This is a genomic window from Paenibacillus sp. NPDC056722, from assembly GCF_042790635.1.
In the GTDB taxonomy this organism is placed as follows: domain Bacteria; phylum Bacillota; class Bacilli; order Paenibacillales; family Paenibacillaceae; genus Paenibacillus_AQ; species Paenibacillus_AQ agri.
Genome location: NZ_JBHTYV010000002.1, coordinates 483549 through 502120 on the forward strand (window position 1 = coordinate 483549; position 18572 = coordinate 502120).

The 18572-nt window shown below is 51.5% G+C and carries 13 protein-coding genes; 4 read left to right on the top strand and 9 right to left on the bottom strand.

All coding sequences use genetic code 11. The features are described from left to right. Window positions 1-206: 206 nt before the first annotated feature. From ACFRAM_RS06645 to ACFRAM_RS06655, 3 genes are all read right to left on the bottom strand, one after another. Entirely contained in the window at window positions 207-1787 is a 1581-nt protein-coding gene (locus ACFRAM_RS06645; protein ID WP_379465072.1) for a UDP-glucose--hexose-1-phosphate uridylyltransferase, read from the bottom strand. A 77-nt stretch (window positions 1788-1864) separates the two neighbouring features. Next, the gene (galE, locus tag ACFRAM_RS06650; RefSeq protein WP_175374095.1) at window positions 1865-2851 is read right to left on the bottom strand and encodes a UDP-glucose 4-epimerase GalE; all 987 of its coding nucleotides are present in this window, start codon (window positions 2849-2851) and stop codon (window positions 1865-1867) included. Window positions 2852-2853: 2 nt separating this feature from the next. Next, window positions 2854-4032 carry a galactokinase gene (locus tag ACFRAM_RS06655; RefSeq protein WP_379465073.1) on the bottom strand — a complete coding sequence of 393 codons (1179 nt, stop codon included), beginning with the start codon at window positions 4030-4032 and terminating at the stop codon, window positions 2854-2856. Window positions 4033-4247: 215 nt separating this feature from the next. Between ACFRAM_RS06655 and ACFRAM_RS06660 the strand changes: the two genes are divergently transcribed. Continuing rightward, window positions 4248-5132: an AraC family transcriptional regulator gene (locus ACFRAM_RS06660; protein ID WP_379465074.1), complete on the top strand. Its 885-nt coding sequence runs from the start codon at window positions 4248-4250 to the stop codon at window positions 5130-5132. A gap of 602 nt (window positions 5133-5734) precedes the next feature. On the opposite strand, the gene ACFRAM_RS06665 is transcribed toward ACFRAM_RS06660, so the two are convergent. Genes ACFRAM_RS06665 through ACFRAM_RS06675 form a run of 3 tightly spaced genes read right to left on the bottom strand, consistent with a single transcriptional unit; the run spans window position 5735 to window position 8047 of the window. Further along, window positions 5735-6481 (bottom strand): NAD-dependent protein deacylase, encoded by a 747-nt coding sequence (locus ACFRAM_RS06665; RefSeq protein ID WP_379465075.1) that lies wholly within the window; start codon window positions 6479-6481, stop codon window positions 5735-5737. A gap of 31 nt (window positions 6482-6512) precedes the next feature. After that, window positions 6513-7280, bottom strand: coding sequence for an HAD family hydrolase (locus ACFRAM_RS06670; protein WP_379465076.1), 768 nt, complete (start codon window positions 7278-7280; stop codon window positions 6513-6515). A gap of 26 nt (window positions 7281-7306) precedes the next feature. Next, window positions 7307-8047 carry an alpha/beta hydrolase gene (locus ACFRAM_RS06675; protein WP_379465077.1) on the bottom strand — a complete coding sequence of 247 codons (741 nt, stop codon included), beginning with the start codon at window positions 8045-8047 and terminating at the stop codon, window positions 7307-7309. Window positions 8048-8254: 207 nt separating this feature from the next. Here ACFRAM_RS06675 and ACFRAM_RS06680 point away from each other — a divergent pair, with 207 nt between their 5' ends. Together ACFRAM_RS06680 and ilvD are read left to right on the top strand one after the other, a co-directional pair. Next, a complete protein-coding gene (locus ACFRAM_RS06680) occupies window positions 8255-9292 on the top strand; it encodes an acyltransferase family protein (RefSeq protein WP_379465078.1) in 1038 nt (345 codons plus the stop codon). Window positions 9293-9677: 385 nt separating this feature from the next. After that, on the top strand, window positions 9678-11363 hold the full coding sequence (ilvD, locus tag ACFRAM_RS06685; protein ID WP_066373669.1) for a dihydroxy-acid dehydratase: 1686 nt from the start codon (window positions 9678-9680) through the stop codon (window positions 11361-11363). A 177-nt stretch (window positions 11364-11540) separates the two neighbouring features. On the opposite strand, the gene ACFRAM_RS06690 is transcribed toward ilvD, so the two are convergent. Further along, window positions 11541-12935 carry a polysaccharide deacetylase family protein gene (locus ACFRAM_RS06690; protein ID WP_379465080.1) on the bottom strand — a complete coding sequence of 465 codons (1395 nt, stop codon included), beginning with the start codon at window positions 12933-12935 and terminating at the stop codon, window positions 11541-11543. A 248-nt stretch (window positions 12936-13183) separates the two neighbouring features. On the opposite strand from ACFRAM_RS06690, the gene ACFRAM_RS06695 reads away from it, so the two are divergent. Beyond that, complete coding sequence (locus ACFRAM_RS06695; protein ID WP_379465082.1) at window positions 13184-14392, top strand: AI-2E family transporter; 1209 nt, start codon at window positions 13184-13186, stop codon at window positions 14390-14392. On the opposite strand, the gene ACFRAM_RS06700 is transcribed toward ACFRAM_RS06695, so the two are convergent. Both ACFRAM_RS06700 and ACFRAM_RS06705 read right to left on the bottom strand, forming a co-directional pair. Beyond that, window positions 14353-16167, bottom strand: coding sequence for a peptidoglycan D,D-transpeptidase FtsI family protein (locus ACFRAM_RS06700; RefSeq protein WP_379465084.1), 1815 nt, complete (start codon window positions 16165-16167; stop codon window positions 14353-14355). The two genes, ACFRAM_RS06695 and ACFRAM_RS06700, sit on opposite strands and share 40 nt — an antisense overlap. A 151-nt stretch (window positions 16168-16318) precedes the next feature. Further along, window positions 16319-18376 carry a methyl-accepting chemotaxis protein gene (locus ACFRAM_RS06705; RefSeq protein WP_379465085.1) on the bottom strand — a complete coding sequence of 686 codons (2058 nt, stop codon included), beginning with the start codon at window positions 18374-18376 and terminating at the stop codon, window positions 16319-16321. Between the last annotated feature and the right edge of the window lie 196 nt (window positions 18377-18572).

The window sequence follows — 18572 nt, forward strand, 5'->3', positions numbered from 1 at the left end:
CACTATTATAGACTTCTGTCTGTCTCCTTTCAAATCGGTGACGAAAAATAACCAGATATACAAACAGTAGCATCGTCTCTACAGTAGGAATTTCCCTTGCTGTGAGGAGATGATCCTTGTGAAATACATAAAAAAAGCAATAAAAAACAGGGATGCTGTGGAGTTCACGACTCCAAGCATCCCTGCCTGCAAGATTGTAGAATAGATTACTGTGCTCCAAAGCTGCCGACAAACCGGCGGAAAGCCGCTTGCCCTTCCGGAGTGCGCTTGTAGACACCGGCATGCTCAAGAATCTGTGTGAATTTGATACCGACTTCGTTCTGTACCGTCTTCACAGCAGCTTCCCGTTCCAGGGAAGTACCGAAACGTTCAGCCAGTTCCTCCACCCAGGCTGCATGCAGCGCCAGTGGATGATCAGCATTACCTTTTAAAGCCTCACGAGAAGTCTTATCCCCGGCAAGAATGCCAGCAATAGCATCCAGCTCTTCCTTCAGGCGGCCAGGCAGAATCGCCAGACCCATGACTTCGATCAAGCCAATGTTCTCTTTCTTGATATGGTGCATCTCCCGGTGCGGGTGGAAGATCCCCTCCGGATATTGCTCGCTGGTCCGGTTGTTGCGCAGCACCAGATCCATCTCGAAGCTTCCGTCTTCACCGCGACGCACAATCGGCGTGACCGTATTATGAGGCTGCTGCTCGCCATCCACTTCGCTGAAAGCGAAAACTTCGGCTTCAGGGTCACTATAAGCTTTCCAAGCCTCATAAATGGCATTGCCGCATTCCAGCAGCACGGCCGGGTCCTGGCTGTTCATGCGCAGTACAGACATCGGCCACTTCACAATGCTGATGCTGACACCCGGATAATCCGGATGGCTGAAGGTATGTTCCTTCGGTGCCTTCTGGATCGGGAACGTATGACGTCCTCCCTGGAAGTGGTCATGCGTCAGGATCGAACCGCCGACAATCGGCAGATCGGCATTGGAACCGATAAAGTAATGCGGGAAAGATTCCACGAAGCCAAGCAGGCGCTTCAGCGTATCCTTCGTCAATTTCATCGGCACATGGTCATGATGGAACACAATACAGTGCTCATTGTAATAAACATAAGGAGAATACTGGAACAACCATTTCTCCTTATTCAGTTCCAACGGAATAACGCGCAGATTCTGGCGTGGCGGGTGGTTGACCCGGCCGGCATAACCGACATTCTCACGGCAGAGCAGGCATTTCGGATAGACCGGCGGCGGAAGCAGCCGGGCCATCGCGATTTCCTTTGGACTCTTCTCAGGCTTGGAGAGGTTGATCGTCATCTCGATGTCCCCATAAGGCGACTCCTGCAGCCAGTAGACGTTCTTGGAGATGCGGTCCATACGGATATAATTGGAATCAATGCTCAGCTTGTAGAAACGATCCGTTGCAGCCTCAACGCCCTGTTCCTGTCTCAAACGATTGAACTCCTCGTTCACTTCCGAAGGACGGGCCATTAGCTGGCCCATAATCTTGGCATCCAACAGATCCCGGTAAGTATCGCTGTTCTCCGGGAACAGACCGATTTCGAAGCCGTAATCAATCAATTGGTCCAGCGGACCTTGCGGGCCTTCCAGCACCGCCTGATCCACTTCTCCAGCAAAGGGCTCAGTGAACCCAAACTGGTCCAGCAGCAGGTTGCGACTATAATCAATATCCGCAGGCTTGATGAGGTCTTGCCGCAGAGCAAACAGAACCAACTGCTCTATAGCATGCAGTGCCTCTTGCCCGGAAGCAGCCGTTATCTTCTCGTTGTCCATTTCAATTCTCCTTCATAAAGGGTGTGTGTGAACGCAGTCTTAAACAGGCTGCGGTTCATGGGAATGGGAGTCGTCCCTTATTCCCCGTACCCTTGCGGATTAGCCGAATGCCAGTTCCATGCGCTTTGGATGATGTTCTCCAGATCCGCATGCTGCGGATTCCAGCCCAGTACAGAGCGAGCCTTCGCGGATGAAGCTACAAGTACAGCCGGATCGCCAGCACGGCGTTCCTGAATGACTACAGGAATTTCTAAGCCGGTCACTTTCTTGGCTGTTTCAATGACTTGCTTCACGGAGAAGCCCAGGCCGTTGCCAAGGTTGAATACGTTGCTGTCGTTTCCGCTGCGCAGATAGCTCACTGCACGAACATGGGCGTCAGCCAGATCGCTGACATGAATGTAGTCGCGTACACAAGTCCCGTCTTCAGTCGGATAGTCGTCACCGAATACGGCAATGCTCTCACGCTGCTTCAACGCAGTTTGCAGTACCAGCGGAATCAGATGGCTCTCTGGACGGTGATCTTCCCCGATCTTGCCGCTGGCATGTGCACCTGCGGCGTTGAAGTAACGCAAAGCCACATATTTGATGCCGAGCACTTTATCGAACCAGGACATCATGCGCTCCATGGTCAGCTTGGTCTCACCGTAGACATTCGCAGGCTCGGTGCGGTCAGTCTCTTCAATCGGCACCTTTTCCGGTTCGCCGTAGGTTGCGGCCGTGGAGGAAAAGACGATTTTGTCCACGCCTGCCTTCTGCATAGCTTCCAGCAGACATTGGGTGCCATAGACGTTGTTGTCATAATATTTAACCGGGTCCTTCATGCTTTCGCCCACCAGGGAACTGGCCGCAAAGTGAATGACCGCCTCAATGTTGTTCTCGGAGAACAGCTTGGCCAATAGTTCCTTGTCGCGCAGATCGCCTTCGTACAATTTTCCGCCCAGCAATGCCTCGCGATGTCCTGTCAGCAAATTGTCGATGACTACAACTTCTTCGCCGCGTTCCAGAAGCTCAGCTACTGTGTGGGAACCGATATATCCGGCTCCGCCCGTTACCAGAATCGCCATGTTTACTTCTCCCCCTTCAGTTCTTCTACGCCATTGCCGATGCCGCATACATAGAACTCGCCAGTCAGACCGGATCTTTCCTTGTAAGCCGCGCCTACTTCACTAATAAAGCGTTCCACATCATCTTCATGCACCAGGGATACCGTACAACCGCCAAAACCTGCACCCGTCATGCGCGCGCCAAGCGTACCTGGAATGCGCTGTGCTTCTTCCACCATGATATCCAGCTCAGTACAACTTACTTCGTACAGATCTCGAAGGGAAGCATGGGAATCATTCATGTATTGACCGAACTGCTTCAGGTCGTTGTTCTTCAGCACCTCTACCGAATCAAGCACGCGCTGGTTCTCTTCCACCACATGGCGAGCGCGGCGTCTTACCGTCTCGTCAGCAATCTTGTCCTGGTGAGCCTCGAACTGCTCACGTGTGAGCTGGGCCAGATAGGACAGGGATGGAACTTCTTTTTGCAGAATAGACAGGGCTTCATCACATTGTTGACGACGCTCATTGTACTTGGAATCCACCAAGCCTCTGCGCTTATTCGTATTACCGATGATCAGTTTATAGGAACCGGTCACGAAAGGCACCAGGTTGTATTCAAGCGTATCGCACATGAGCAAAATGGCGTGATCGCGCTTGCCGTTAGCAACGGCGAACTGGTCCATGATTCCGGAGTTCACGCCAACATATTGGTTCTCGGCACGCTGGGAGAGCAGGGCAATCTCAACAGTGTCGGTATCGCCGCCTTCGAGCGTCAGGAATGCATAGGCGGTTACCACCTCAAGCGATGCGGAGGATGACAAGCCTGCTCCGTTAGGGATATCCCCATGGAACAGCAGGTCGTAGCCTTGCGTCAGCGGCTGGTTCTTCTTCTGCAGTTCAACCATTACGCCGATCGGGTAATCCACCCACTCACCGGTCTTGGCCTTGCCAATATCACTGAAATCTATAGATGCTTCGTAAGGGAAGTTAGTCGATGCAAAAGTGACCTTGCTGTCACTGCGCGGACGCACGATCAGCGTGGTACCGAATTCAAGTGCTGCCGGAAGCACATATCCACCGTTGTAATCCAGGTGCTCACCAATGAGGTTGACACGGCCCGGCGCGTAAAACACGCTTGCTTCCTTGCTGCTCTCCCCATATTTTTCGATAAACGTCTGGCTAAGTTGTTGTATGCTCATAAATGCCACTCCATCCTTTCACTATTTGCGATCGCGGGATTTGGTAATGCTTTATTTCTGCTTATATTATAATAAAATCAGACTTGGTCTGATAATGCAATCATGTGTGTAATGTATGGATATATGTGACTTTTCCGGATATAATCAATTGTAAAAAACACAGCCTGCTGACCAACATTTTTCCGAGCAGCCGATAAAAGGGGTTGTCCTGCCTTATGGATTCATCCGGTTCCCATTCATATACCTATTCTGTTGGCTCTAATCCCGTCTCCTACGACAGCCAAACACTGCATGTACTGTTCGCTGGCGAGAGCCAGACGCTGCCGCTGCATCAGGCCGGTCCCAAGATCTACGATTATTATCTGCTCCACTTCATTGAATCAGGGTCGGGCAGCTTTCATACGGAGCAACACAAGTACGAACTGGGCGAAGGAGACTGCTTCCTGATCCATCCTGCCCAGTTGGTTAGCTATATCTCCGACCCGAATCAGCCTTGGCGCTACCGCTGGGCGGCTTTTACCGGGGCGGAGGCCGACCGGCTGGTGCAGCAGGCCGGGTTCAGTCCAGACACGCCGGTGCTGTCCGCTGCCGAGGGCAGCGTGATACCCGAAGCGCTGGCCGGGATGATGGGTGCCTTCAATGCCAATAGGGAGAGCGCACATCTCACCTCTCTAGGCTATTTGTATCTCATCATAGGAGAAGCAGCGGAGCGTTTATCTTCTCACTCACGTCTGCCCGGCGCGGGATCACAGGTGCAGCGAACGGTGAAGCAGATGATTCACTACATGTCCTCCCAGTATGCCCATCCTGTCTCTATTGAACAAATGTGCGACAGCCTGGGCTATAACCGGGCCTACCTGTCCCGTGTGTTCAAGCAGGAGACAGGTTTGTCCCCGGTGACCTATCTGTTGAAACTGCGCATCGACAAATCCAGGCAGCTGCTGCGGGAACGCCCGGAGCTGTCTGTAGAGCAAGTAGCGTCCTCGGTTGGCCTGACGGATGCGCTGTATTTCTCGCGCCAGTTCAAGCGCTTTTGCGGCCAGTCCCCGACGGCTTACCGCATCGCCACAGCGAGACGGGGAGACAAATCCTCACGCTAATCCTTTCCGCTTTGAACAAAGCGCTCCTCCCAGCGCTAACATTAGGCACAATAACAGCCCGTTTCTGTACAAGGAAACGGGCTGTTATTGCCTGCCATAAGTCGCTAAGATTAAGATTCAGTTTGATCTTCAGTGCCACCTTTGGGAGGGTGTTTCGCACCCCTCATGCTCCCTCGGCGTAAATCCGCATTCATTCGGGAGCGGAGAGCGACTTTCCTCAGTCTATATAGATCGCATCGAACAACACACTACTATGAGAACACACCAATAAACATAACATATTTGGAAAATGACCCCGACATCTCAATAACGGTCATCTTGTAGCTTACTGAAGGTGGCAGATGCACCAAAAAGATCAGCTTCACTCGATAAGGGATGGGAATAACGGGAATAACTCCTGATATTTTGATGCAATCCTCTTCTTTTTTAATATAACTGGAAAAAATCCCGTTAATCATCAATAAATACGGAAAAGGGAAGCATTAACGTTATGTTTTCCCGTTATTCAAACCCCTCTTAAATTGCGAGCGTACTCACTATTTACTGCCCTAATTGAACCTTAGAGAGCCCTTGTACTCTTAAGTATTGTGAAAAAACAACAATCAAGACTCCCGCAGTAACTCCCCCACCTTGCCAAGTACCTGACCGATACGATCTGTGATGATAAGATTCGCACGGCGATCATATGGTGTTGGTTCACCATTCAATAGTACTGTATTTCTTCCGCGAAAATAAGTAATCAGGCTAGCCGCCGGATGCACGGTCAACGAGGTGCCGCCGATCAGCAGCAAATCGGCCCCCCGGATGGCCTCCACACTCTCTGTCAGTACCGTATAGTCCAGCTCCTCTTCATAGAGCACCACATCCGGCCTAACAATGCCTCCGCAATCCGGGCAGCGGGGCACGATGTCTTTGCTCGCTACAATCTGCTCCAGCCCGTAATCACGGGCGCAATCCATGCAGTAGTTCCGGTGAATCGAACCGTGCAACTCCAGTACCCGGCGACTGCCCGCTTTCTGATGCAGACCGTCAATATTTTGCGTAATGACGGCTTTGAGCTTGCCTTGCTGCTCCAGCTCCGCCAGCAGAAGATGCGCCCCGTTCGGCTGAGCCTGCGGATGAATCATTTTACTGCGGTAGAAATCAAAAAAAATGTCCGGTGAGGACATGAAAAACGTACGGCTGAGCATCTCCTCAGGGGGATAGGGCGACTGATGCTCGGTCTGATACAAACCTGCCGCAGAACGAAAATCGGGAATTCCACTTTCTGTGGAAGTACCCGCCCCGCCGAAGAAAACTATAGATTCACTGTCTTTGATCCAGGAAGTCAAGGTTTGTAATTGATCCATGGGCATTCAGTCCATCCTTTCTATACTGTACTTAGGAAGAAATCGAAAGTTCATGGAAGCCCGATATCACGATATCAGCATCCAGCAGATGTGCGCTTCCGCCGTCTTGACCCGCAATACCGATGGCCAGCGACACACCTGCACCTTTAGCGGTCTGCATATCCGCATTACTGTCCCCGATCATTACGGTCTCCCCGGGATTCAGGCCAAGCTCGAGGCAAGCCTTCTCCGCCATTTCGGGGTCCGGTTTGCCGTTTACCACATGGTCTCTCGTCACTACCGTCTGAAAAAAAGCTGCAATCCCAAGCCATTCCAGCTGCTCTGCTGTCGTCTTGACTCCATCTGAAGTGACTACCCCCAGCTTCAGCGAGGCATCCGCACACTGCTTAAGGAAGGGCAGCAGTCCCGATAGCGGATACGCCGCCTGTCTCTTGCGCAGCTCATTCATCGCATCCTTGGTGATATGCTTCACCTTTGCTAAGGCTTCGTTCCACGAAAGGCCGGAGGCATACAGCTGCCACGCCAGCAGCCCCTCCGTTTCTCCCGCCGTTGCCATAGAGAACGGTCCGGAGGGATCATAACCAATGACTTTCCCGCTATCATCATGGATGGTGCCGAGCAGTCCAGATATTCCGCCTTCAAGCGTCTTGCCCCTAATTGCAAGCTGCGCTTCCATTCCGCGCAGAACCAGTTCCGCCCAAAGTCCCCATGTAGCCAGGGTATCCAGCAATGTGCCGTCTTTATCAAAGAGAATGCCCTGGCAAGGAATAGTCGTATGATTCACATGTAATAAAGGCATGTTGTCATTGTCCCCCAGTCTATCGGTTAGCCCAGATTACTCAACCAGTCGAGCAGTGCGCGAACCGTGCGGCTCTGCTGCTCTTCCTCGGAGATTGTGGCTTCACCATCTCCCTTTTGCTTGCCATAGCTGCCGAACTGGGCATGATTGCCGCCATCCACGGAGTAATAAATAGTATTGTCCGGCAAGTAAGAGCGTCCTTTGCGGTAGCTGGCTTTATTGATTACCCCATCCTCCGTGCCCAGGATCGACAGAACCGACAGTGTTGTGTCTTTCAGACTGCCTTTCTCATCAGGATAGGACGCCAGAAAGAACACACCTTTAAGTTGACCAGGGTGTTCTGCAGCATAACGGGAAGCCATAACGCCTCCCAAAGAGTGCCCGCCCAGTACAAACGTAAGCTTGGGATGCACACGGATAATCTCTTCCGCCGCATCTCCCTTCGTCACCGCAAGATTAAGTGGCATCTTGGCGATATACACGGGATGCCCGGCCATGGCGATGGCCTTCGCCAGCGGGGAGTAGGCTTCTGCTTCCACCAGCCCGCCAGGATATAGAATTACCCCTGCACCTGTAGCCAGACCCGGCTCAAAGGATATCCAGTTATCGTTCTGCTCCACCGAAATGCCCCCGCCTGAGATGAGGGCCGTTTCAGCGCTCTGCTCAGGTGCATAGGGCGTCAAGTATCTCCATAGAAGCAGCCCCGCAGCGACGAGAATGATTAATAGGATGACGAACACGCGGCGTTTCGTTATTTTACCCTTCACATATGTCCACTCCCGGCTGGTTCTGCATATACTGCTTCCTCTTAATATGAAAATTATAGTTGAATCGGTGCTTCCAAACAACCTTCAACACATCGCCACATTCACTTTGATGACAACGCTTACGCTAGTGATATTAATCACAATTCAAAGAAATGAAATACGGTATTTTAAAATTAAAGTAATGGAGACGCTTGGAGGGACAGCAAGATGGGAGACGACGCTCTGGACGAACGCGGGGAGACCTTTTTTCTGAATCTGCGCTTTATGCTTATTGTCACTGTCTTTATCGGGAATGCCATTGAACCGCTGGTAGGCGGGGTGAGTGCCATGCATCAACTATATCTGTGGCTTTTCAGTTTCCATATGCCGCTTTTCGTACTTGTGACCGGATATTTCGCCAGAAAAAATCTATACGGGACTGCCGGACGCCGTCTGCTATTGCAAATCGGATTGCAGTACATTATTTTTCAAAGTCTATATTCCCTGCTAGACAGCACCTATTTCCATGTGAACGGTATTCAGCATTCCTTCTTTGCACCTTATCTGCTTCTATGGTTTCTTGCGAGTCATGCCTTCTGGCGCCTGCTGTTGATCGGAATGAGGGGATGGAAGTTCGGCGCTCAGTTAGCTTTTGCTATTATCGCGGGTGTGCTTGTGGGGTACCTCCAGCTTGACGGTGTCTGGTTCAGCATTAGCCGCACCTTTGTATATCTGCCCCTTTTCGTGATCGGCTATCACTTCTCGTTCCCCGCCTTCCTTCGTCTGTATCACAAATGGGCCAAATCCTCTGCCTGCGTCTGCTCCATCCTGCTGCTGATCCCGCTCGGATTGTGGGGAAATATTCTTCCACATGGCTGGCTGTATGGATCAATGACCTACATGCAGCTTGGCCACCATGAGTGGTATGCCGGACTGTACCGTTTGGGGCTTTACGGTTGGCAAGTTGCAGCTTCCCTCGCCTTTCTCGGATGGGTCCCTTACCGGATGAGCCGTATGACTGACTGGGGACGCCGAACGCTATATGTCTTCTTGCTTCACGGATTTATTATCCGCCTGGCAGCGGCATCCGGTATATATAATCTGGTCAGCGGTGCGACTGGAATTACAATGCTGATTGGCACAGCTATATTACTAACTATTCTGCTAGCCCAGCCCGCAGTCAAACGCCTCCTGCACCCGCTGGTGGAGCCTTCCACTGCCTGGATGGTTGATCTGCAGCGCGCAGCGTTGCGGCGGTCGTTATAAAAACGCTCAGGCAAGTTAGCTCAATATCCAAAATAGAATATGTGATCGTTCCTTCTGTCGACAACGGTATTGGTGATTATCCATATCATTGGAAGGAGCGGTCTTTTTGTCTTGGAGAGCAGATATCCTTGATAGAAGATCGGTAGAAAAAACTACCCGTTTGTGATAGACTCACTATTAACAATGACATGTTCGGCTTCGGACAGCCGTCATTCACAGTCATCATTGGCTCATTGCAAGCAGTTATAGAAACGGCTTCCCCTCTTCTCTTTAAGAAGCTGGACCCCGTTAATTCTATAAACCGCATTTCCTTGCCTCTTATGAGTGCAATGCGTTAATGCGCCACTATATCAGATTTTGCAATTTACTAGGGGGGAAATTCATAATGGCAGTCAAGAAAAAGCGTTCAGACATGATCACCAAAGGTTTCGACCGTGCCCCGCACCGCAGTCTTCTGCGTGCAGCCGGCGTAAAGGAAGAAGATTTCGGCAAACCGTTTATCGCGGTCTGCAATTCCTATATTGATATTGTTCCGGGCCATGTACACTTGCAGGAATTCGGTAAAATCGTCAAAGAAGCTATCCGTGAAGCCGGCGGTGTACCGTTCGAGTTCAACACGATCGGTGTAGATGACGGGATTGCCATGGGACATATCGGCATGCGTTACTCTCTGCCAAGCCGCGAGATCATCGCAGACTCCCTGGAGACTGTAGTATCTGCTCACTGGTTCGATGGTATGGTCTGCATCCCGAACTGTGACAAGATCACACCAGGAATGATGATGGGCGCCTTGCGTGTCAACATTCCAACGATCTTCGTCAGCGGCGGCCCAATGAAGGCTGGTGTGGACAGCAAAGGCAAGAAGCTCTCCCTTACTTCTGTATTCGAAGGCGTAGGCGCGCACCAAGTCGGTAAGATCAACGATGCTGAACTGCTTGAATTGGAACAATACGGCTGTCCTACATGCGGATCATGTTCCGGTATGTTCACCGCTAACTCGATGAACTGTCTGGCTGAAGCTATGGGTCTTGCCCTGCCAGGTAACGGTACAATTCTGGCTGTAGCTGAAGAACGCAAAGACTTTGTACGTAAATCGGCGAAACAACTGATGGAACTGATCGAACTTGATCTGAAACCACGCGATATCGTAACGATCGAATCACTCGATAACGCATTTGCACTGGATATGGCTATGGGTGGTTCCACCAACACAGTACTGCACACTCTTGCGCTGGCTCAAGAAGCAGGTGTTGACTACCCGCTGGAGCGCATCAACGAAGTCGCAAACCGTGTTCCTTACCTGTCCAAGCTGGCTCCTGCCTCCGATATCTTCATCGAGGACGTAGACCGTGCGGGCGGCGTCAGCGCCGTACTGAACGAATTGCTGAAGAAACCAGGCGCATTGTTCGGTGACTGCATCACCGTTACCGGCAAAACACTGGCCGAGAATGTAAGAGGACATGAAATTAAGGACACTTCCGTTATTCATACACTCGATAATCCTTATTCCGAAGTGGGCGGATTGTCCGTACTGTACGGCAACCTGGCTCCGGAAGGTTCCATTATCAAGGTTGGTGCGGTTGATGCTTCCGTAGGCGGCTACCATAAAGGTCCAGCGATTTGCTTCGATTCTCAGGAAACTGCGCTGGAAGGCATCGCGAACGGCAAGGTTAAGGAAGGCCACGTGGTGGTTATCCGTTATGAAGGTCCAAAAGGTGGTCCTGGTATGCCAGAAATGCTGGCTCCTACCTCCCAAATCGTGGGTATGGGCCTCGGCGCTAAAGTTGGCCTGATCACAGACGGTCGTTTCTCCGGCGCATCCCGCGGAATCAGCATCGGGCACATTTCTCCAGAAGCGGCTGAAGGCGGACCGATTGCTTTCGTTGAAGACGGCGATATCATCGAGCTGGATCTGATCAATCGTAAGATCGAGCTGCTGGTGGACGAAGAAACCCTTGCGACACGCCGTGCAGGCTGGAAAGGCTTCGAGCCGAAGGTGAAGACTGGTTATCTCGCCCGTTACTCCAAGTTGGTAACCAACGCTAGTAATGGCGGCGTATTAAAAATCTAATTACGTCCCTGGCCATGCCAGAACGTAATTCTTATTGAAGCGGTCCCTCGCAGCAGTTATTCTGCTCTGAGGGACTTTTTTTGTGCAACTTAAGATAAAAAGGGAACACCTTCAGCCAACATATGCTGGCCTGAGGCATTCCCTTTTTTCCATAATACTACCTATAATTCCTGTACATTAATGAACAACCGTTGCACCTGGCAGTTCTACTTCATCCGCAGCATTGCTGCGGCTTCTCTCTTCTTCTATCTGCTCCCGTTTGCGGTTCGCGCTACGTGGCTGCATCTTCTGATCATGCCGTTTCAACAATTCAGACACCGGCATCAGGATGAGCTTCGGCACAAGCACCTCGGTACGCTCCTTCAGTCTTGCTCCACCAGCCGGATGTATCACACTTAACAACAGACTCAGGTAAAGCTTGCTGGAACGGGCGAACCAGCCGTTGGGCATATCCAGTACTGTGAAACCGAATTTCTCCGGTCCCCGGTTGATCATGCTGACCCCGTACAATGCCTTAGCTTCCATAAGCGCCTCGTCATGGGCAATTTCCTCGGCGAGTACCGGCATATCCTTCTCCATCCGGCGAATCATGCGGATCGCAAGCTGGGCAGAGGAACGGGAATGCATGCCAAGCTCGAACAGCTCCCGGTTATCGACATGTAGCTCAATTACCTTATCACCCTTGCTTAAGGTGGTTCCGTCCTCCATAGTGATCGGCTGCCCCTGATACTTACGCAGACGATAATGCAGGAAAGGCTCGGCCGGTGAAAGAGTTCTTAACTTAAACAGGAATTGAAATAATTGCTCCCAGCCCAGCCATAGTCCCACAATCAGGCGTTTTCCGAAGGAAATTTGCTGAATGGACGATTTCTCAGCCGTCTTGATCATCTGGTCAATACGGATACTACACAGCCCGCGTCTTTGAGCTTCCTCTAAGGTTCTCTCCAGAGCAATCAGCATCAGTCCCGGAGCATCAGGATCGGCACCCAGTGTCGCACCGCTGTCATGCAGAAGCATCACTTCGCCGGGATTAAGGCGGGAGAGCATTTTCTCTGTGAGCTTCTCGGCCCCTTGCTTCTCGCGCCAATCGCCGAACATCGCTGACCACAACACAATCTGCACACGGCGACGCTTCGAGAAATCGAACAAATTCACAATTCCCCAAGGCGGACGATAGTAAGTGCTGTGTTCACCGGTAATGCTGTAAATAATTTCGTCTGTGCGCTGGATCTGTTTACGTACCGTTGCCGGACGCATCAGCCAGTTGGTCTTGTGCACATAGTTATGAATACCGATGAGATGGCCCTCCGCATGAATACTGCGGATCAGGTCAGGATAACGCTCCGCATGGGAGCCCACCACGAAAAAGGTAGCCTTAGCGTCATAACGCCTTAGAAGTTCAAGCACTTTCGGCGTAAATCGAGGGTCCGGACCGTCATCAAAGGTCAGCGCAAATTCATGGCTTCCGGTCCCTTTACGGAACACGCGGTAACCGAAAATACGGCTGATAATACCGGGTATAAAGGCATAAAAAGATGAGATGTAAAACAACCAGAGCAGCAAAGTCTGCATGTCTATTCCCCGCTTTTCCAGAGTTGACTTTGGCTCGCCTTAGGTCTGCAAGCAGATACAGCGATACGGCCAAGTGTGTATAGCTTTCACCGCCTTTTTGCGGATATCTATCATCGGCACAAAAAAACGTTACCCCCTATTTTAACACAGCTATCAAAGAAATAGACGCTTTTTAAGTAAAATCGTGTACAATGGACTCAAGTTGTAAAGACCTGACATTTCATCGGAAAAGGAGTCGTTCAAATCTTATGCTCCCCTTGTACAAAAAATATTGGCGCACGTTCTTTGACATTGGATTAATCGTGCTTACGGTGTATCTGGTTATGTTTTCCTTCAGCAAGCTGTATCATTTAGCCGCCCCTGTGTTCCTGTCTTTCTTCGTGTTTATCATTATTGAGCCGCTGGCACGGTTTCTGAATCGCCGAGGTCTCGGCAAACCGTTCGCCTCAGCAGTCTCCGTTCTGTTCTTCCTCGTTCTGCTGCTAGGAACGCTGTTCGGTGCTGGCCTGCTAATTACGACTCAGGCAATGCTTTTTCAGGACAACCTGCCAAGGTATACAAGTATTGTGCAAGAGCATTTCGTGGAGCTTACCGGCTATCTTCAACATAAAGTCGACACGCTGCCGCCGGATCTGACCCATAAAATCAACGGGTATTTCAAGGATGCCACCGACATCCTCTCTTCATGGCTCGTTATCTTCTTTAAGTATATGATCGGACTACTGGGCTCGTTCTCTTCTTTTATGGGAAATTTCGGAATCGCCATCATTCTGGCCTTTTTCCTCAGCATGGAAATCAAGGACTGGAAGAAAATCGCCCATGAGAAGATGCCAAAAACCCTTAAGACCGCCTATGCTTTTCTGCAAGGGAATGTATTTAAGGCGATCGGCGCCTATGTCAAAGCCCAACTCATTCTCATCAGCATCACCTTCGTCATCGTTCTGGTTGGATTGTTCATCCTAGGTACCGGTAATGAGCTGACGATGGCCTTAGTCTGTGCCGTGTTCGACGTTCTCCCGCTGCTAGGCGTATCGACCATCTTGATTCCTTGGATCGTGTATCTCTTCATTATCGGGAACACCTCCATGGCGATCGGTCTGATTGTCCTTCTCGCTGTGGTGTTAATCCAACGGCAAATTATGGAGCCGAAAATCACTGGTAACTCCATCGGTGTATCTTCTGCTTTCCTGATGCTCTCATTCGTTATCTTATCCATGTCAGCGTTTGGCGTAGCAGGCTTAATCCTGTCCCCAATACTGCTGATTCTGATCAAGGAATTGATCCAGCAGGGCTACCTCCAGCGTTGGATCTACCTGCCGCAGGAAGAATTTATTGTCTCTCCTTTCGCGGCATCCGGGTCAGAAGCCGAGTCCTCCAAGACAGACCACAGCGATCCTGAAACAGAACGCCAGGCAGATCAAGCTCCTGAAGTTGACGAGAGCAAATCAAATACTTGACCGAACAACTTCGTAGCTGTATGGGCACTTCCAGGAGTCACGTTCTGAACAGACACAGCTACGGCATATCGCGGCTGGTCTATAGGCCCATAGCCAATAAACCACTGATTATTGCGGGGAACACCCTTGACCTGCGTCTGGGCTGTTCCTGATTTACCAGCCAACGGCCAGCGGGCGGTCATCAGACTCCGTCCGGTGCCCTCAGTCACCACCTGTCTCATCCATGACAACAGCAGCCGAGTCGTGGATGCTGAGATTCTTCCGGTCCCGGACGGTGACAGATGTCCCGGCAAATCCTCCAGCTTCTGGCCATTCGCAAAAGTGACCTTCTGCAGGATGCGGGGAGCGGTGACCTCCCCGCCATGTAGCAGGGTCACTACCAGATTAGCGGCCTGAAGCGGGGTGACCTGCACATCGCGCTGCCCGATGGCAGTCTGCACTCTTGCGCCGCTGTCATCAGGCACCAGGGACGTGAAAATCGTCCCGTGCTGCTCCCCCGCCAGCGGCCTCAGAAGTGGCAGTCCCAGCGTATTCTCGGACTGCCAGCCAATGTCCCTTCCCAGTCCCAGCGCCCACGCGGCGGACTGGATCTGCGCGCCGCTCAGACGTTCGGCGAGCGCGGCGAATACAGTATTGCAGGACACGGCGAACCCTTGCGCCAGCGTAAGGGGGCCGTGTCCTTTTCCTTTTAGGCAGGATAATCCGTACTTCTCATATTGGCCGGAGCAAGTAAAGACTTCCTGCGGCGTTGTAACTCCGGCCTCCAGAGCCGCTGCGGCGGTGACAATCTTGAAGATGGAGCCGGGGACAGCGGCTTGCAGCGCCCGATTATTCCACTCTCCACCCTGAGGCGAAATATCCTGCGGGTTATATAAGGGTAGAGAAACCATAGCTTCAATATCCCCATTCCGTGAGTCCAATACAACAATCGTGCCTTCCTTCATGCCACTCTGAATCGCCAGCTTCTCAATGTCATCCTGAAGTTTTTTGTCTATCGTTGTGTACAAAGACAACGGGTAGTAGGGATTGCCCGGCGAACGGACTTTGAGCGGACTGTCCGGAAGACGGTTTCCCCTAGCATCCACTTGCACATACGCCTCGGTATGACCTACACCCCGGAGCAACGGCTCCAGGGTTTTCTCCAGTCCATCCGTTCCGGTCCTTGGAATCCTGAGGCCTGAAGAACTTGCTAACTCGCCACCCCCCTGCGGGACTGCTTCAGACAGGTAGCCTAGCCACTGTTGTCCTGACAACTGACCGTCATACCTCCGCGCGAACGGCAGTACCATCACTCCATCGATATCAAGCTCTTTCAATTCATTGGCTTGGGCAGGGGACAGCGCCAGAGGTGCTTTTCCTTTAGGGGATGGCCATAGCAGAGGTTCCTTCAGGACTGCGACTCTGTTCAGCAGCTGCTGATAGCTGACTCCCAAAATGGCCGCCAGCCGGTGCATAGGGCCATCTTCACTTCGCTCCACCTGCGCCTTCACACTAGCCGCCAATTCTTCTTGCGGGAAAAGAGCGGCTGTCCAGATCGTTTCCCCGGCGAGAGGAATTCCGTGCCGGTCATAGAGACGCCCACGCCCACTGTCCAGCACTGTTTCACGCTCACTCTGGATTTCTGCCATCTTGGCCAAGGTATATGGGGTACCAGGGACAGGCCGATCCTTGATCACGAATTGTACCCAAGCCAACCGCAGGATCAATATTCCCACGGCAGCGGATAAGATCAACAGCGAGCTGAACAGACGACGATGGTGATTGTTGGTACGCAATGTTGCCTTCCCTCCTGACAGGATTCCTTATCCCTATTATGTCCCACCTTTCGTCATTAGAATCTTTCCCCACGTGATAAACAAGCACAAGAGCAAGCCCTAACTTCTGGAGCCTGCTCTTGTGCAATTCACATTTTGGGTTAAACAGAAACTATACTCTGAACCTTGCTAGGCTGGTTTTTAATTTGGCGGAAGCCTTCTGCAAACTTGCAGAGAGCTCCACCAGATGGTCGCTGACACTCTGCTGCTCGCCACTGAGCGAAGCCACCTCTTCTGAGGCTGCTGACGATTCTTCAGCAATAATACTGACGCTATCCATCGTCACTGAGAGCACTCGCTGCGATTCCCCGAGCCCGTCAATTGAACCCGTAACTGCGTCCAGGAAGGTGATGAATTCATTCATCTGCCCTTGTACTGACACGAAGAGATCGCTGGTACTTTGTACCGAAGCGCTTTGCTCTCCAAACATTGGAGCCACCTCGTCAAGAACCGTGACCGTTTCATTCATCTCAAGCATGATTCTGTCAGTGATTTCTCCCACCACTGCAATCGAGCTTCTCGATTGATCAGCAAGCTGACGAATTTCACTGGCTACGACCATGAACCCCTGGCCTGCATCTCCAGCCCGTGCAGCTTCAATGCTGGCATTCAGGGATAAAATATTCGTCTGCTGCGCAATACGCTGCATGACATTCAGAACCTGAATCACGGACGAAGCCGTTGTCTGGAGGTTATTCACTTTGTTCACCAGCGTCCGGGTTCTTTCCTCCGTAATCTGTGTCCGGCTCTTGAGTTCCTTGAGCATCGCAACACCTTCGGTACTGAACTGTCCAACACTGTGTGCCCTGCCGTTCATCTCATGCGTAGCCGCTGTTACCTTGTTCATCTGCTCCGAGATCTGCCCGGACAAGGCATTGCCATTGTCCGCCTCAAGAGCCAGACTGCCCGCTCCCCCAGCAACCTCTTCCATAGCAGCAGCAATATCTTTAGCAGCAGATGCCGTCTTGCGGGAAGCACTGCTTAAGACATCCGACATCTCCAGCACCTCCTGAGCGGTCTCATTGGTGCGGTCGACGAGTTCCGTAATTCGCTCCATCATAGTATTGAAGGAGAGCGACAATTGGCCGATTTCATCCCGTGATTTGAACGATGTCCGTACACTAAGGTTCCCCTCAGCTCCCTGGAACATTAAGTCCTTGAGCCGGGTCAACGGCCTTGCGACCATTCGCACCATCCACAGCCCAATCAGAATAGCCATGACTGCGGCAGCGCCAACCGCGATATAGGTCGTCTTCAGAATACGTACCGCATCTTGGGTTAAATTCTCGGCAGGCACGACACCCAGCAGCTTCCATCCGGAACTCTGCATCGTTCCATATACCGCCAGAATTGACTTTCCCTCCTCATTCTTGGTCGGCAGAGCGCCTGAAGAAGCTTGCTTGAGCCCTGTAAATAAAGTGCCCCCCAGACTTAGATAAGTGTCCGTCTCGTTCTGCACAGAGGATGCGATCAGCTCATCCTTTTCAGTCAGCAGCTGAATGTAAGAGCCTGTCCCCAGATTCACCTCGCCTAGCAGCTTTTCGACCTCACTAACCTTTATATCACTGATCGCAACATAGCCCGAATCTTGGGAATCTCCTGCAATCGCTTTCGCATAATGAAAAACCTCTGGAGCTTTCGCTCCCTTCATCTCTTTGGTCAACCATAGCCCTTCTGGCTTGTCCGACAACTGGCTGAACCAGGATGCCGAGCGTGCGCTCTCCATAAAGGGTTCATCCTTGACCCCGGCAGCCACAATCGGCAATGATTCCTTCGCAGGAATGAGATACACCGCCTGCACACCCTTGGCGCTCGACAGCCAGTTACTTAGCTCTGCAGCAATAACATCTACTGACAGCCCGGAAGCAGACTGGCTGGCCTCTTTCATAGCGCGCTGTATCTCTTTGTTGTAAGAGATTTGGCCCAAATTATCCTCGTAACGGAGCATGGTAACATCCAGCTTCTCCGCAGTTTGAATGACCGTCTGCTGGTTGGAAGACAATGCATTGTCTTCAATGGTCTGCTCAGCAACGGAATAGGAGGTATAGCCGAGCGAGAGCACTATTATCATAGTAGCTATGAAAAAAACGAGAAAAAGCCGCAGTCCCAGAGATTCAGCGGGATGCAGCCGGGAAAGAAGGCTGCGTTGTTGTTTGGTTGTTGACTTCATCAGTACAGATCACCTGCCATCATCTACAGTTATTAGGTTACTTAAATTATTACAAACTACTATTTTAAACCAAAAACACTGAACCTGCTGTGATATAGTTGTACGCGGCCAACCTGAGATGTAACTCTTCATTGGCTTACGTTCGCTCCCTGAAAATATAAAACAGCCGCCTCTTCTCGGAGAAGAGGCGGCTGTG

Excerpts from the sequence above, each read along its gene's own strand:
- ACFRAM_RS06645 (WP_379465072.1), bottom strand. The coding sequence starts at position 1,787 with ATGGACAACGAGAAGATAACGGCTGCTTCCGGGCAAGAGGCACTGCAT.
- galE (WP_175374095.1), bottom strand. The coding sequence starts at position 2,851 with ATGGCGATTCTGGTAACGGGCGGAGCCGGATATATCGGTTCCCACACA.
- ACFRAM_RS06655 (WP_379465073.1), bottom strand. The coding sequence starts at position 4,032 with ATGAGCATACAACAACTTAGCCAGACGTTTATCGAAAAATATGGGGAG.
- ACFRAM_RS06660 (WP_379465074.1), top strand. The coding sequence starts at position 4,248 with ATGGATTCATCCGGTTCCCATTCATATACCTATTCTGTTGGCTCTAAT.
- ACFRAM_RS06665 (WP_379465075.1), bottom strand. The coding sequence starts at position 6,481 with ATGGATCAATTACAAACCTTGACTTCCTGGATCAAAGACAGTGAATCT.
- ACFRAM_RS06670 (WP_379465076.1), bottom strand. The coding sequence starts at position 7,280 with ATGCCTTTATTACATGTGAATCATACGACTATTCCTTGCCAGGGCATT.
- ACFRAM_RS06680 (WP_379465078.1), top strand. The coding sequence starts at position 8,255 with ATGGGAGACGACGCTCTGGACGAACGCGGGGAGACCTTTTTTCTGAAT.
- ilvD (WP_066373669.1), top strand. The coding sequence starts at position 9,678 with ATGGCAGTCAAGAAAAAGCGTTCAGACATGATCACCAAAGGTTTCGAC.
- ACFRAM_RS06690 (WP_379465080.1), bottom strand. The coding sequence starts at position 12,935 with ATGCAGACTTTGCTGCTCTGGTTGTTTTACATCTCATCTTTTTATGCC.
- ACFRAM_RS06695 (WP_379465082.1), top strand. The coding sequence starts at position 13,184 with ATGCTCCCCTTGTACAAAAAATATTGGCGCACGTTCTTTGACATTGGA.
- ACFRAM_RS06705 (WP_379465085.1), bottom strand. The coding sequence starts at position 18,376 with ATGAAGTCAACAACCAAACAACAACGCAGCCTTCTTTCCCGGCTGCAT.